General features: G+C 65.2%; 11 protein-coding genes. 3 read left to right on the forward strand and 8 right to left on the reverse strand.

The window, feature by feature from the left end:
- Genes Q0C23_RS01455 through Q0C23_RS01490 form a run of 8 tightly spaced genes read right to left on the reverse strand, consistent with a single transcriptional unit; the run spans position 1 to position 10,840 of the window.
- Positions 1 to 2,724: an MMPL family transporter gene (locus tag Q0C23_RS01455; protein WP_291510597.1), complete on the reverse strand. Its 2,724-nt coding sequence runs from the start codon at positions 2,722 to 2,724 to the stop codon at positions 1 to 3.
- Positions 2,702 to 3,586 (reverse strand): hopanoid biosynthesis-associated protein HpnK, encoded by an 885-nt coding sequence (gene hpnK, locus Q0C23_RS01460; RefSeq protein ID WP_291510598.1) that lies wholly within the window; start codon positions 3,584 to 3,586, stop codon positions 2,702 to 2,704. Before hpnK ends, Q0C23_RS01455 begins: the two co-directional genes overlap by 23 nt.
- Entirely contained in the window at positions 3,583 to 5,004 is a 1,422-nt protein-coding gene (hpnJ, locus tag Q0C23_RS01465; protein WP_291510599.1) for a hopanoid biosynthesis associated radical SAM protein HpnJ, read from the reverse strand. Before hpnJ ends, hpnK begins: the two co-directional genes overlap by 4 nt.
- Positions 5,005 to 5,006: 2 nt before the next feature.
- On the reverse strand, positions 5,007 to 6,173 hold the full coding sequence (gene hpnI, locus Q0C23_RS01470; RefSeq protein ID WP_291510600.1) for a bacteriohopanetetrol glucosamine biosynthesis glycosyltransferase HpnI: 1,167 nt from the start codon (positions 6,171 to 6,173) through the stop codon (positions 5,007 to 5,009).
- Positions 6,174 to 6,175: 2 nt separating this feature from the next.
- Positions 6,176 to 7,159, reverse strand: coding sequence for a hopanoid-associated sugar epimerase (gene hpnA, locus Q0C23_RS01475; RefSeq protein ID WP_291510601.1), 984 nt, complete (start codon positions 7,157 to 7,159; stop codon positions 6,176 to 6,178).
- A complete protein-coding gene (locus tag Q0C23_RS01480) occupies positions 7,156 to 7,863 on the reverse strand; it encodes a 5'-methylthioadenosine nucleosidase (RefSeq protein WP_291510602.1) in 708 nt (235 codons plus the stop codon). The genes hpnA and Q0C23_RS01480 overlap by 4 nt, the downstream gene beginning before the upstream one ends.
- The gene (gene shc, locus Q0C23_RS01485; RefSeq protein ID WP_291510603.1) at positions 7,854 to 9,800 is read right to left on the reverse strand and encodes a squalene--hopene cyclase; all 1,947 of its coding nucleotides are present in this window, start codon (positions 9,798 to 9,800) and stop codon (positions 7,854 to 7,856) included. Before shc ends, Q0C23_RS01480 begins: the two co-directional genes overlap by 10 nt.
- Positions 9,797 to 10,840 carry a phytoene/squalene synthase family protein gene (locus Q0C23_RS01490; RefSeq protein WP_291510604.1) on the reverse strand — a complete coding sequence of 348 codons (1,044 nt, stop codon included), beginning with the start codon at positions 10,838 to 10,840 and terminating at the stop codon, positions 9,797 to 9,799. The genes shc and Q0C23_RS01490 overlap by 4 nt, the downstream gene beginning before the upstream one ends.
- Positions 10,841 to 11,070: 230 nt before the next feature.
- Between Q0C23_RS01490 and Q0C23_RS01495 the strand changes: the two genes are divergently transcribed.
- From Q0C23_RS01495 to Q0C23_RS01505, 3 genes are read left to right on the forward strand one after another with little or no spacing between them, the layout of a single operon-like run.
- The gene (locus Q0C23_RS01495) at positions 11,071 to 11,754 is read left to right on the forward strand and encodes an ABC transporter ATP-binding protein (RefSeq protein ID WP_367273163.1); all 684 of its coding nucleotides are present in this window, start codon (positions 11,071 to 11,073) and stop codon (positions 11,752 to 11,754) included.
- A complete protein-coding gene (locus Q0C23_RS01500) occupies positions 11,751 to 14,252 on the forward strand; it encodes an FtsX-like permease family protein (protein WP_291510605.1) in 2,502 nt (833 codons plus the stop codon). The genes Q0C23_RS01495 and Q0C23_RS01500 overlap by 4 nt, the downstream gene beginning before the upstream one ends.
- Positions 14,245 to 15,417, forward strand: a complete 1,173-nt coding sequence (locus tag Q0C23_RS01505; RefSeq protein ID WP_291510606.1) for a lipocalin-like domain-containing protein — start codon at positions 14,245 to 14,247, stop codon at positions 15,415 to 15,417. Before Q0C23_RS01500 ends, Q0C23_RS01505 begins: the two co-directional genes overlap by 8 nt.
- Positions 15,418 to 15,450: the final 33 nt, after the last annotated feature.

A 15,450-nucleotide genomic window follows, 5' to 3' on the forward strand; every position in this document is an offset into this window, starting at 1 on the left:
TCAACTCCCCTCGTCCGCGGCCATCCCCTCTTCCTGCGGCGAATGGGTAAAGATCAGCAGCAGGGCCGGTAGAACCACCAGGATGGAGAGCAGCACCATGGCCAGAGCAAGGCTCAGGGCCTTTCCCAGACTGGCCATTCCGGGATCGCTGGAGAGGGCGAGGCTGCCAAAGGCGCTCAAGGTGGTCAGGCCGCTGAAGAATACCGCCATGGGAGTAGAGGTCTGCAGCAGATGGGCGACGTCCACCCCGCTGCGCCAGCGCAGTACCAGGTAGATGGCAAAGGCAACACCAAGGCCGATGAGCAGTGGCAGAACGATGATATTTCCCAGATTGAAGCTGAGCCCGAACAGGGACATGGCAGCGACGGTAAAGAGTGCCGCCAGCATCAACGGTCCCATGATCAGCAGCATGTCGCGATAACGGCGCAGGGCAAGCAGGAGCAGCAGGCTTATACTGATCAACGCCGTGAAGGTAGCTTGACGAAAGGCCGAGAGCACCGCCTCACCACCCTCGATGAGCATCACCGGTGTTCCCACGGCATCCGGCACGACCCGCTGAACCGAACGCACGAATTCCAGCATCTTGCGATTGCTGTCCAGATTTTCCTTGGGGAACACCTCGACCCGAGCCTGCCCGCGAGCGTTCAGGTAACGTTCCCGTAGATCCTTGGGCAAGGTATCCACGGTCACCGGAGATGCCATGAGCGCCTCTCCCAGTTTCTTCAGCTCACCGGGCAGGGTCCCCAGCACACTCTCCTGCAGCGCCTGGATGCGTGCAGGATCCTGGCGCGCTGCGGGCAGGAAGCGGGCGAGACTTGCGGACAGCTGCCGAGCGGCGATCAGCTCGGCAGAGGGTTTGGATCCTTTCGACGCGTCCGTATCGCGATGGATGAGTTCCTGCAGCTTCGTCTGCAGCTTTTCCAGATCCGCTAGGCTTTTCTGATCGTCGGGGCGGGTCAAGGTAGCGGGCATGAGCAAGGAAAAGGGCGGTACGAGAATCTGCAGATTCTGCAGAATCGCCAACTTGGCCGGCTGATCCTTGGGAATGTAGCTATCGATGGTGAGGGTACGCGCCACGGTGGGCACGCTGTCCAGACGCCGGGCGGTGGCCAGGGCGCCGGCAAGGTTGGGGCGCAGCACTTCAATGCGGTAGGGAGCGGTGTCGGGGTCAGCCAGTAGGGACTCGAACACCCGCACCCCCTCCGCCTTCTTGTCGATCATGTGCAAGGGATTGAAATCGAAGGATACCCGTAGGGCCGCCGGGATGGCGGCAAGGGCCAGCAGGACCACGGCCCCCAGGACCCAGTAGGCGTAACGGTGGATGGGGTGCCGGGCCAGGGTCGGCACCTTGCGGAAGTGCGGATAGGTGACCCGCCGCAACGAACTTGCCGATATGGGCCAGGCGGTCAGGATGGCCGGCACCATGGTGATGGTCAAGAACAGGGCAATGAGCATGCTGCCCCCGGAGACGAGTCCGAGATCGACGATACCGGCGTAGGTCGTGGGCACGAAGGCAAAAAAACTCAAGGCCGCAGCCACCGCCGCCAGGGTCAGGGCAGCGCCGATGCCACGGGTCACCAAGCTTATGGCCTCGCGATGCGGCGCCCCGTTGAAGAGCTCCTCGCGGTAGCGCATGCAGAACTGGATGCCGAAATCCACGCCCAGACCGACGAAGAGTATGGCGAAAGCGATGGATATCAGATTGAAGGGACCGATGAAGAAGAGCGCCCATGCGGTCGTGAACGCAATCCCACTGATCAGGCTGACGAATACCGCAGTCACCAGCCGCACCGAGCGCAGGGCGATGCTGACCAGCAGTATCTCCAGAATGAAGGTCAGGATCAGCGAGAAGGCGGCACCGTGACTCACCGTCTGCAGCTGCTCTGCGTCCAGCACGGCGGAGCCCGTGATACCCACCTGCACGCCATGGGCCGGGTCCAGCTGCAGCGAGTGCAGGCCGGCCCGCAGGCTATGGATGGCGGCTGCGGCAGGCTCCAGAGCCTGGTAGTTCATTGCCGGCTGGATGATGACGAAGCGTTTGCTCGGCCCAAGATCGCCGAGCTTGCCACCCATGAGCTCGGCCCAGGACACGGTATAGGGCTTGCCTTGCAGGTTGGCGAGGATGGCACCGTTCAGTGCGCCGTAGACCTTGGTCAGGCCGCTGAGAGAGCTACCACCGGAGAGCTCGTGGTCAATGGCCTGGGAGAGCAAGGTGCTGAGACCACCGATGCTGGGGTCTGCGGAAAGGCGGGCGATGAGGGGCTGTGCGTCGGTGATCCGTTTGGCGAATTCCTCTACCTGCGCCGTCGGCAGATACAGCAGACCATTGCGCCGAAAGAAGGATCCACCCCCCGGCACGTAGACCTGGGGGAATGTCTCGCGATGGGCTCGCAGCCAGCCCTCCAGACGGTCCACCGCATCGTCCGTAGCGCTGCGACTCTGCCCCTGAATGACCACGACGATGCTGTCGTGATCCTGGGGGAAGGCCTTTTTGTAGGCGGCTTCACGCTGTTGGAAAGGGAGATCGCGCGACAAGGCGTTGCTGGTATCGGTATTGATGGCAAAATGGCCGACCACGAAGTACACCGACGCCGCCAGTGCCACGAGAAAAAACAACAGGACGGCGCCGGAGAAACGCACACAGCCATCCACTATGGTCACGAGCAAGCGACCGTAGGCCTTGCCCAGGCGCTCGAGAAATCTATCGGCAGCCGGAAAAATCACGGAAGCTCCCGCGGACGAAGTGGGCCTCGTCCAGATAGCTGGCAAGGTCCGGATTCAACAGGGATTGCCACTCGGCCACCGGCCGATAGTGGGGCATGAGTTGCTGCAGCAGAGGTGTCTGACGACTGGCCGGGTGGAAGTAGACCTCCGCCAGCACGCCATCGGGCAGACACTGCAAGGCACGCGACAGGGCCATGCTATCCATACGTCCGGTGGCCTGCAGGCCCACCAGAACCTCGTTGCAGGCCATGCCCGCGGCGTGAATCTGGCGCCGCATGCGACGCACCCAGGGGCTCAGCAACAGCGCTCCCAGGCTGTCCTGCCAGGAGAGCTTTTCCATGCAACGTTTGAGCGGGAGCGGCTCCCAGGGCAGCCGCACCCAGCCGAGACCGTAGTCCTTGCCGATGTCCAGCAGCAGGCGCAGCACCGTCGGATGCACGTGCAGGTGCTTGTGGGCATTGGCGTGGTCCAGGGGCAGACCCGTGGCCGCGAAAGCCTCGAACTGGGCGCGGATCTCCGCTGCGAGCTGCCGGCGCACGCGCGGCAGAAAAAAATAACGAACCCCACGGCGCCATAGGTCGGCGGCAAAACGGCCCTGTGCGTCCACCAGATCCGGTACGGCCTTGGCCGGAAGCGTCGGCACTCCGTCCACCAGGGTCAGATGCAGCCCAACCCCAAGGCCCGGGAGCCGCCGCGCCCGCGCTACGGCATCGGCGGCCGCCGGCGCCGACACCATCAGGCTGGTACTGGTGAGCAGACCATCCCGAAATGCCGACTCCACGGCCTCATTGACGGCCACATCCAGACCGAAGTCATCGGCATTGAAGACGATACGCCGAGGGGCGAGGCTGGCGGCACTCAACCGTGGCGCTGACGCAGGAAACGGACGAATTCCACACCTTCCCGCAGACGCCGTTTCATCATCTGCGAGCTGCGGAGCATCTCACCGGTGATCTCGGCAATCTTGCCGGCACGGAAGTAGAAGCGCTTGTACATCACCTCGACCGAATCGAAAATCTCGGTGTGGTTGAGATGGGGGTAGCTCATGGGGCTGATCTGCACCCCCCGATCATTGACCAGGTGCGCCTCGTCCTCGTCCGTGAGCCAGCCTTCCTGCTTGGCCTGATTGTAGAGATAGGTTCCGGGATAGGGCGCCGCCAGCGACACCTGGATGGTGTGCGGATTGATCTCTTTGGCAAAATCGATGGTCTTCTGGATGGTTTCCCGCGTCTCTCCGGGCAGGCCGAGGATGAAGGTGCCGTGGATGGTGATGCCCAGTTCGTGGCAATCCTTGGTGAACTTGCGCGCCGCTTCGACCTTCAGCCCCTTCTTGATGTTGTTGAGGATCTGCTGGTCTCCGGACTCATAGCCGACCAGCAGCAGGCGCAACCCGTTGTCGCGCAGGACCTTGAGGGTCTCGTAAGGCACATTGGCCTTGGCATTGCAGGACCAGGTCACCCCCAGCTTGCCCAGGCCGCGCGCGATTTCCTCCGCCCGCGGACGATCGTCGGTGAAGGTGTCGTCGTCGAAGAAGATCTCCTGGACCTGTGGAAAATGCTTCTGGATGTAGCGCACTTCCTCGATCACGTTGGCGGCACTGCGGGTGCGATAGCGGTGCCCGCCCACGGTCTGCGGCCAGAGGCAGAAGGTGCACTGGGACCGACAACCGCGCCCGGTGTAAAAAGAGATATAGGGGTGCTTGAGATAACCGATGAAGTAATCCTCGATCCGCAGATCCCGCTTGTAGACCTCGGACACAAAAGGCAAGGCGTCCATATCCTCGATCATGGCGCGGTCGGGATTACCGATAATGCGTCCGTCGGCATCGCGGTAGTGGATGCCGTCCACCTCCGCCAGAGGACGCCCTTCGGCAATCTCCTTGAGCGTGTAGTCGAACTCTTCGCGGGCGACGAAATCGATGGCCGGCGATGCCTGCAGGGACTCTTCGGGCTCTACCGCCACCTTGGCGCCCACGAGGCCGATGCGCATGTGTGGATAGTGCGCCTTGAGGGTCTCGGCCATTCGCAGGTCCGAGGGAAAAGAAGGGGTACTGGTGTGGATGATGCAGAGTTCGTAGTCTTTGGCCACCCGCAGGGTTTCTTCGACGCTGACGTCGGCAGGCGGAGCGTCCAGCAAGCGGCTCCCGGGAATCATAGCCGCCGGCTGCGCCAGCCAAGTGGGGAACCAGAAAGAACGGATCTCCCGCTTGGCTTGGTAACGCGAGCCCGCACCGCCATCGAAGCCTTCAAAGGATGGCGCCTGCAAAAATAGGGTCTTCATGGTCATCGTTCCACTCCGTCTCCGCCACGCATGCGACCGTGGCTGTCGTAGGCAAAGTCACCGCCCCGCCAGTATACCCGGCGAGAGATCCAAGCCTCGGCCCAGATCACCAGGGCAAGCATGTCGCCGAGCCATACCGCCGCGGGCGGCAAGGGATTTTTGAGCTGCTTCGCAATCGCCCTATGGTACACGAGCCTCAGCGTGAGAACCACAGGAATGAGGCTCCAGCCCGGCCAGCCGAGCCAGGGCGCGAGCAGCACCGTCAACGGCCCGGGATAGCTGAGAAAGGAAAAGGCGTGCCCCAGCGGCTGTACCGAACGGGTGGTGCGCGCCCAGCGCAGGGCGTGGCGGTGAAAATCCCGAAAGCTGGCCTCCGCCACCTGCGTATCCACCACATAATCCGACAGCGCTATGCGCTTGCCCTGGGCGCGAACACAGGCGCCCAGGGCGTAGTCGTCGGCGAGACTATCGGCAATGGCCCGCCAACCCCCGCAGCGCTCCAAGGTGTCGCGGCCAAGGGCCATGGTGGCACCGGCGCAATAAATGGTCGGACCGAGGCGGGTAGCGGTCAACACCGAAGGCAGGAAAAGCTCCTGAATCTGTACCGCCAGTACCCTGGACCAGAAACGCTGGTCCGGCCGCGGGCGGTAGAGGCAGGTCACGAGACCCACTTCGGGATCCTGCAAAGGAGCGACGACGTGACGCAGATAGTCCGGCCCGACGACGATGTCGGCATCCTGGATCACCAGACATTCGGCAAGACCGAGCGTGCTTATCCCGGCCAGATTGTTCACCTTGGGATTGCTGCCCAGCCGACAGTCGTGCAGGTGCCAGTACAGCGGCAGCTCCGGATGCTGCTGCCGCAGCGCTTCCAGCACGGAGATGGCAGGGTCCGCAGGGCGCTGTACACCGCAGAGCAGCGTATAGCGGGGATAGTTCTGGCGCGCCGCCGCCAGGATCGAGGTGCCGAGACCGGGCTCGGCATCGTGCAGGGGTTTCAGCAGGCTCACCCTCGGCCAGGACGACACCTCGGGAGCTCTGCCATCGTCCATCTCCTTCAGATGCGGCCGCCAGCGCCACAGCGAAATCCAGGCCAGACCCCAGTAGACGAAGCTTGCGACCAGCAGGAATGCGCACAGCAGCTGCCAGATACCCCACCAGCCGGACATGCTCAGCGGGGCGGCGCCTGCAAGAACCAGCGCACGGCATCGCGCAGTGCCTCTTCCGCCGGCCGATGGCGATAGCCCAACTCGGCCTCTGCCTTGGCGGAACTGAAATACATGCGATGGGCGGCCATGCGCAGCTCGTCCACCGTCACTATCGGCGTACCCCGACCGCGGGCGCGTACCCAGCCTTGCGCCGCCCAGGCGATGGGGTATAGAGCCTTACGGGGTAGGCGCAGACGCGGCGAAGGGCGACCCGTGAGCCCGGCGATGCGGGTGAGGATCGACGCCAGGGAGAGGTTATCGCCACCCAGGATGTAGCGCTCTCCCGGCCGACCGTGTTGGAAGGCTTGCCAGTGCCCCTCCGCCACATCGTCCACGTGGACGATGTTGAGCCCGGTATCGACATAGGCGGGCACGCGTCCCAGGGCCGCATCGCGCACCATGCGCCCCGTGGGCGTGGGTTTGACATCGCCGGGACCGACAGGGGTCGAGGGATTGACGATGACGATGGATGCCTGATGCTGCCGTTGGATGCGTCGCACCGCCTCCTCGGCCAGGAATTTGGAGCGCTTGTAACTGCCGATCATGTCGTCGACGCTGGCCCAGGCCTCCTCATCGCTGGGACGGCCGTCGGGGTAAAAACCGAGGACGGCGACACTGCTGGTGTAGACGATGCGCTCGACGCCGGCAGCCAGGGCCGCTTCCAGAAGTGCTATGGTACCGTCGACGTTGGCCCGCATCATGGCCGCCGGATCCGGTACCCAGAGCCGGTAATCGGCGGCGACGTGAAAGAGCGCCTGACAGCCTTGCACCGCTGCCTCGAGGCTCGCGGGATCGGCCAGATCGCCGTAGCAGAGCTCCACATCGTCGGCCTCAAGAGCGGCGGAGGGTGTCCGCAGGAGCAGGCGGATGTCCAGATTTTCCGCGCGCAGGCGGCGCAGGACGGCACTGCCGACGAAGCCGGAGGCTCCCGTCAACAGGACCTTCATAGGCTCCATTCCTGCCGCAGTGCCTCCCCCGCCAGGCGCAGACTGGTACTGGCGGTATCCAGATCTCGGCCCAGCAGCATCAGTACCGGCAGATCCTGCGGGCGTCGCGAGAGCAGGCCGAGAAAGACGCGGGGTTGCAGGCGACCAAAGGCATCCACACCGCCCAGGGCGGCCCTAGGCAGGCGGCGCTGCAATGGGTCGATGATGGCGCGCACCGCGAGCCAGGGCACCTGCGCGCCGGCCGCCGCCGCCGCCACGGCACCGCTTTCCATGTCCAGGGCTGCGGCACCGAAACGTCGGCCCAGCGCCTCCTTGGCCTGGGGGTCGACGCAGGCCTCCGCCACCGTGAGCAGCGGCCGGCTACAGACCGTCCAACGCCGCCGCGCCGGCAGCTTTGCCATGAGCCTGCCGCGCAGGGACTCGTCCGTCGGCCAACGCTGCTCCTGCCACAGCACTTCCTGGGGCAGACAGAGCGTGCCGGGGCGAAGCTCCGGCTGCAGGGCAGCGGCCGTGCCGAAGGACACCAGGGCCTGCGCGCCATCTTCCAGCAACTGCTGCGCCGCCAGACTTGCCCGCTCGGGCCCCATACCCGACAACCGCACCAGGAGATGGTCACCGAGGCACTGGGTTTGTCCCGGGCGCGGCCTTCTCAGGCCCAGACTGCGAGCCTCCGCGAGCAGCGCCGTGACAATGCCTAGACGCAATGCCGCTCCGTCAGATTGCGGTAGCGCGCCAAGGCCCAGAGCGGGAAGTAGATCTTGTAGCCGTGATAGGTGAGATAGAACACCCGAGGGAAGCCCGGTGCATTGAAATACGGATCCCGCCAGTCACCAGGCTGCTCCTGGTGACGCTGGAGCCAGTCGATTCCGCGGCGCAGGGACTCGCTGTCGCGATCGCCCGCAGCCATCAGACCCAGGCAGGCCCAGGCGGTCTGTGCCGCATTGCTCTCTTGACCCAGGCCCGCCAGACCGGGATCGGCGTAGCTGTCGTTGCTCTCACCCCAGCCACCATCGTCCTGCTGCACCGAGCGCAACCAGTGCGCCGCCCGCGACATGGCATCGCGGACCTCGGCGCTGGGATTGCGAACCTCGGCCAGGCCCATGAGCACCGACCAGGTGCCATAGATGTAGTTGGTCCCCCAGCGACCGAACCAGGCTCCCGAGGCCTCCTGCTCCCGCAGGAGATACTGGATGAGACGCGCGCGCACCGGCGCGTCCACCTCGCGGTCGAGGATGGCCAGGAAAGCCAGCACCCTTCCGGAGACATCGGCCGTGGGCGGATCCAGCAAGGCCTTGTGATCGGCAAAGGGGATCTCGTTGAGGTAATAGTAGGTATTGTCGACGTCGTAGGCGCCGAAGCCACCATTGCGGGACTGCATGCCCGCGAGCCAGTTCGCTGCCCGCTCGATGGCGGGACGATCCTCCGGGCGACGGGCGCGGGCCAGTGCCCAGGCCACAGCGGCGGTATCGTCCAGATCGGGATAGTAAGGGTTGGCATATTGGAAGGCCCAGCCTCCTCCAGCCAGCTCCGGCCGCCGCTCACGCCAGTCGCCCGGCGCGTCCGTGATCTGCCGATCCAGCAACCACTGCATACTGCGCTTGGCCGGTTCAGCTACATCGCCCTCCGCTTCCAGGAGTGCGTGCAGAGCCAGGCAAGTATCCCAAACCGGCGACACGCAGGGCTGGCAGTAGGCTTCGCCGGCACGTTCCACCACCAACTTCTTCAGGGCCGCGCGGGTCTGCTGGCGGTAGGGGTGTTCGGCTTCGTAGCCCAGCAACGCCAGGGCCTCGTGGGCGTTGACCATGGCCGGGAAAATGCCGTTGAGCCCGTCCTCGCCGTTGAGGCGTTCGATGAACCAGGCCTCGGCCCGGGCGATGGCTCGACGCCGCAGCGCCCCAGGGATCCAGGGCTCCATGGTCCGGCCCAGCCGGTCGAACCAGAGGAAGATCCGCGACACCCAGCCCTGCAGAGCGTGGGCGAAATAATCGTCGATATCCTCCGGTGGCCGCGTGAAGAGTTCGCGGATCTGCACGCCCGTCGGATTCTTGGCCTGCGGCTTCAGGCTGCAGAGGATGAACAGGGGCACCATCACGGTCCGCGACCAGGACGCCACCTTGTAGATGTGCATGGGAAACCAGCGCGGAAAGAGCAGGATCTCCACGGGGATGAAGGGCACGGCGCGCCAGGGTACCTGACCAAAGAGCGCCAGGGTGATGCGCGTAAAGACGTTGGCGCGCTCGGCGCCGCCATGGGCCAGAATGGCGCTGCGCGCACGGCGCATGTGCGCCGCTTCGGGATCGTCGCCGGCGAGCTTCAGGGCAAAATAGGCCTTGACCGAGGCGCTCATGTCGAAATGACCGCCGTGATAAAGGGACCAGCCGCCGTGATTCTCCTGCTTGCGCCGCAGGTACACGGCCATCTTGGCCTCGAGATCGGCATCCCGCTCGTCCATGTAGTGCATCATCAGGATGTATTCTGCGGGGATGGTGCAGTCCGCCTCGAACTCGAAACACCAATGGCCATCGACGGCCTGGTGCCGGAGCAGAGCGGCCTCAGCCGCCGCAATGGCCCGCTGCAGGGGCTCGTGGCACCCCTCCGCAGGGCGATGGGCACGCGAAAGACTGTGCACGGTGGGATTCATGCCGATACCCCGAGGGGCACTTGCGGCAGGGGCCGAATACCTACACGGAACGCCAGGCGCAGGAGATCATCGGAACGGTGCAGCAACTGCGACATCCACACCACCCGGCGCACGCTGTCGCGGCTGATCTTGACCTGATCGGCGCGCTGGAAGGCCGGCTGGGCGGCGATGCGGCGCAAGGTCAGCACGGCCATGGCGATGGCCCAGAGACAGAAATCCCGCATGCCGGTCTGCTCCTTGGGGATCATCAGGGTATAGCGCAGGGCCTGGTCCAGATGCCCGCCGGCAATGGCGACGAGCTCGAGCAATGCATTCTGGAAGGCGGGATTGTCCTGACCCGGCTCCAGCGCTTCCACATCGACGCCGTGGCGCTGCAGCAGATCCCGGGGCAGCCAGTTCACGCCGCGTTCCCAGTCGGTCCAGAAATCCTTGAGGATATTGGTCATCTGCAGGCCCTGACCGAAGCGCACGGCGAGGCGCTGCATTTCGGCCTCGTGAGGGGCCAGGCGCTGCTCATGGTGGACGAAGAGACTGGTGAGCATCTCGCCAACCACGCCGGCGACGACATAGCAGTAGGCATCCAGAGCGGCGAGGTCTGCAAGGCCCGCGCGCGAGGCCTGCTCCTGAAATTTGGCCATGCCCGAGCCCATGATGGCCACGCAGCGGGCCAGGGCTTCCTGCTGAACCCTATCGAAGCTGCGGGTCAGGCGGATGACCAGCGGGGTGCTGCGGATGAGCTCCTGCTCGCCCGCCGGCATCTGTCGCGACATGACGGCGGCGAAATCCGCCGCAAAGGCCTCTGGCGCTGCCTCACCCTGCACTACCGCCACAAAGGCTTCCTGCCAGCGCGCCTTTTCGGTCCACGACAACTCCGGATCGTCCTCGATGGTATCGGCGATACGGCACAGGAGGTAGCCGTTGCCCACGGCCTCCCGCAAACCTGCGGGAAGGCGGGGAATGGTCAGGGCAAAGGTGCGCGAGACGGCCTGAAGACTGTGTTCCTGAAAAGCCAGCGCCGGGGCGAGATCCGCGTTCAGCATGGACGTAGCAATGGTGGCAAGACGGCTCCTCGTATTGTGGTGATGCCGGATTCGCGTGAAAACCACACTTTAAGTGCGAAAATGTAACCATGTGCCCGCTCCGATGCAAGTCTTTGCACGATTTTTTGCAAGCACTTGGGGCGTCGATTCGGCTACTTTCCAAACCGCGGCGAGGCTGGCAGTGGGGTCCAAAATCCATTAATGTGAACCTATGTTTTGGCAAGATTCCCGTGGCTGACGTGGCGGAGCTCCTGACCCTCGAAGGCGTCAGCAAGCGCGTCCCGGACGCTGTGGATCGGTGGCTCTTCGAGGAGGTCGCGCTGCGGCTGGACCGCGGCGAATTCGTGGCCATCCTGGGGGAAAGCGGGGTCGGCAAGAGCACCCTCATGCACATCGTCGCCGGCCTGGATCGCAAGGACGGCGGACGCCTGTGCTTCGCCGGTCAGGATCTGGACGATCTCGACGACGACGCCCGGACCCTGTTGCGGCGACGGCAGATGGGCTTCATCTTTCAGGCCTTTCACCTCATTCCGCAGCTGACGGTGGCCGAGAACATCGCCCTGCCCTGGCGCCTGAATGCCCTGCCGCGCAAGGGTCTGCCGGAGCGCGTGCGCAAACTGGCCCGTTTCCTGGGGATTGAGCACCGTCTGGAGGCCTGGCCCCGAGAGCTGTCCGGGGGCGAGATGCAGCGCGTGGCGGTGGCCCGCGCCACCCTCCACGACCCGGCTCTGATCCTGGCCGACGAACCCACGGGCAGCCTCGATCCCGATTCCGCGGCACAGGTTCTGGACCTCCTGCGCGATGCAGGCCTACGGGCCGGCTCGGCCATTCTCATGGTGACCCACTCCGAGGTGGCAGCGGCCTGCGCTCATCGTCGTTTCCTTCTGGAAAGGCGGGGCCTGCGGCAGCTATGAGTCTCCACATTCCCTGGCGGGCTGCGGTGTGGCGGCCACTGCGCCAGCGCCCGGGAGCAGCCGCACTGGCCGTTCTTGGAGTGGCCCTGGGTGTGGCGCTGGGACTCGCCGTCGCCCTCATCAATCTGCAGGCGGTACAGGACTTCGCCGGGGGCCTGCGGCGTCTGGCCGGGCAGGCGGATCTGGTCCTGCAGGCGCCGGGCAAAGGGTTTCCGCAAGACTGGTATCGCCGCCTGGCGACGGCCCCTGGGGTCCGCGCGGCAGCACCGCAGCTGCGGGTCTATGGCGAGATTCGCGCGGGCGGAGCCTGGCAGAGTTTCCCCGTCTGGGGCATCGACCCCTTTGCGACCGCCCGTCTCGGACAACCCCTGCTACCCACACAGCTTGCCCGTCCCGAGTTGCTCTTCGACCCGCACAGCATCGTCCTCAGTCCGGCCGCGGCGGAGCAGTTTCACCTGCGGGTCGGAGAATCCATGACCCTGCGGGTGGCAGGCGTGACCCGAAACTTTCGGATCATCGGCCTGCTTCCCATCAATCCGCCCGAGGGGGCGCTGGGAGTGGTCGACATCGCCTCAGCGCAGTGGCTCTGGGGGCGCATCGGCTGGCTCAATCGAGTCGACCTGCGTCTCGCCGCGGGTGTCGATCCCGCCAGCTTCCAGCGCCATTGGCAAGACCAGTTGCCCCCCGGGGCGAGCCTGGAGACACCGCGGCAGCAGGGAGCGGTAGCCGCCCGGGCATCCCGAGCCTACCGGGCCAACCTTCTGGTGCTGTCCCTGGTGGCCCTCTTCACCGGCGCCTTCCTGATCTACGCCACCCTGGCCCTGGGAGTGGTTCGACAGCGCCGAAGTCTGGCCGTTCTGCGCGTCCTGGGTCTGAGGCGACGTGAGATCCTGGCGAGCGTGCTGGCACAGGGACTCGCCCTGGGACTGCCGGGCATCGCCTTGGGTATCCCGCTGGGCAATCTGGCCGCTGCTCTCGCCTTGGCGCGCCTGGGCGGCGATCTGGGCGCGGGCTATTTCCGTGCCAGCCATCAGGTGCTTCACGGACACCTGGGCTTGTGGCTCGCTTTCTCTGGCGCCGGCCTTTCAGCGGCGCTTGCGGGCGCCGGTCTGCCGGCGTGGCAGGCCAGCCGAAGCACCGTGGTGAGGGCGCTGGGTCAGGGTAGTGAGGAGGACGAAGCCGGACAGAAGCTCGGACCCGGATTGATCCTGCTGATCCTGGCTGCCCTCAGTGCCGCCATCCCGCCCGTGGGTGGGATTCCTTACGGCGCCTATCTGGCCATCGCCATTCTGCTTTTTGCCACCCTCTTCCTCATCGGGCCATTGGCGCGGCTGCTGGGCGTGGTCCTGCCGGTGCCCGAGGCTCCCCTCGCGCGTCTGGCCTTTCTTCAGATGCGGGGGACACCGGGGCGGGTAGCCCACAGTCTGTCGGCCATCGTCGTAGCTTTCAGTCTGGTGGTGGCAATGGCCATCATGGTGGGCTCCTTTCGCGACTCCGTTGCCGACTGGCTACTGGACATTCTGCGGGCGGACCTCTATCTGCAGGCGGGATCGGGGCCGGCGGCGCGCATCTCGGGAGACCGCATCCACGCCATTTGCGACGATCCTGTGGTACGGCAATGCTCGCCCATGCGGCGCCTGCAGATCGCGCTGCTACCAGGACGGCCGCCGGTGGAGTTGCTGGCGCGCGGCATGGACCTGGCCGATCCGAATCGGGAGCTGCAGATCCTGCGCGCCATTCCCCTGCCGAAAAGCGGTCCACCGCCAGCCTGGATCTCGGAGATACTCGCGGGAATCAGCCATTGGCGGCCCGGCCAGATCGTCCAGATCCCGGTGGACGGCCGTACCCATGCGGTGCGCATCGTCGGTATCTATCGCGACTACGCCTACCAGCAGGGCGCCGTATCCATCCCCATCGAGGTCTATCGCCGCTGGACCGGTGACGACAGCGCCAACGGTCTTGCCCTGTGGTTGCGTCCCGGCACCTCCGTAGCGGCGGCACGGGCGCAGCTCACCCGGCGCTTCCCGGAACTGCGCCAGTGGCAGGTGGAAACGCCGCGCCAGATCCGCGCCGAGAGCCTACGGATATTCGACCGCAGTTTTGCAGCCACCTACGCCCTGGAGGCGGTGGCCATCGTCATCGGTCTACTGGGTGTCGCCAACGGCTTCGGTGCCCAGATACTGCTGCGCCGGCAGGAGTTTGCCCTGTTGCGGACCATTGGTCTGCGGCGGCGCGACGTCGTCGGTCTTCTGCTGCGGGAGTCGCTTCTGCTGTCCCTCTTCGGGGTGGCGCTAGGGGGAGGTCTGGGCTTCGCCATCAGCCTCCTGCTCATCGATCTCGTCAATCCCCAATCCTTCCACTGGCAGATGGGCTTCCACCCGCCTTGGGACAATTTACTTCTGGTGGCGGCGGCGCTGATCGTCGCGAGTGTGACCACCATGCTCCTGAGCGCGCGCAAGGCCCTGTCCCAGCCCCTGACCATGGTGCGCGATGAATAGGCCACTCGGTATCCTCGGCGTCTGTCTGACGCTGCTGACTGGGTTCCTGCTGGTAGCCCCGAGCGTCGCTTCGCCCCTACCGCCCGAGCCACTGCCGCTGGCGAAAACGCCGCAGGTAGAGGTCAGCCCCACGCAACCCATGCGTTTTCCCAATGCCTACGGCAGTCACCCGGAGTTTCCGCTGGAGTGGTGGTACGTCACCGGACACCTGCGGGACGATTCCGGTCAGACCTACGGCTTTCAGGTGACCTTTTTCCGGGTGCGTCCTACCAAGGTCTGGGACAACCCCAGTGCCTTCAATCCGCGTCAGCTGATTTTCGCCCAGGCAGCCATCGCCGATCCGCGCATTGGGCATCTGCTGACTGCCCAGAGCAGTGCGACCACGGCCCTGGGTCTCGCCGGCGCGGCCCGGGATCGCACCCAGGTCTGGATCGACTCCTGGCGCCTGCAGCAGGACGGTGATGGGTACCGGACGCAGGTGGACAGCCGCCATTTCCGCCTGAATCTGCAGCTGCAGACCACTGGGAAACCTTTGCTGGAGGGGCCCGATGGGATCAGCCAGAAGGGTCCCGATCCCCAGAATGCCAGTTACTATTACAGCCTGCCGCAACTGCGCGTACACGGTCAGCTGCGCCTGCAAGGCCAGGAGCATCGGGTAGAGGGACGCGCCTGGCTGGACCACGAGTGGTCCGACGCCTATCTGCCCAAAGGCGCGGTAGGCTGGGACTGGTTGGGCCTCAATCTCGACGACGGGGGCGCCTTGATGCTGTTCCGCATGCGCGCGGGAAATGGCAAAGCGCTGTGGCTGGCCGGCACCTGGCGACACGCCGACGGACGCGTGGAATATCTGCCTGCCAGCGCCATCCACATGCAGCCCACGCAGTTCTGGACCTCCGCCAGCACCGGCGCGCGCTACCCCATTGCCTGGAAGATCCGCGCCGGTTCCCTGGAATTTGCTCTCCGCCCCCTGATGGCGGACCAGCAATTCCGCGCCCTGGCCAGCACCGGTACCACCTACTGGGAGGGTGCGGTGACGGCCTGGCAGAAGAACCGGCAGGTGGGCTCGGGATATCTGGAACTGACGGGCTACGCCAAGGCCCTGCAGCTGCCGGAAGCGCCCGTGACCGGCAAGACCGGCGTGCCGCAACGCAGCCCCTCCCCCTGAGACAGACGGATCGGTCAAGGCACTCTTGGCAGT

Source organism: Acidithiobacillus sp., from assembly GCF_023256195.1.
Taxonomy (GTDB): domain Bacteria; phylum Pseudomonadota; class Gammaproteobacteria; order Acidithiobacillales; family Acidithiobacillaceae; genus Acidithiobacillus_A.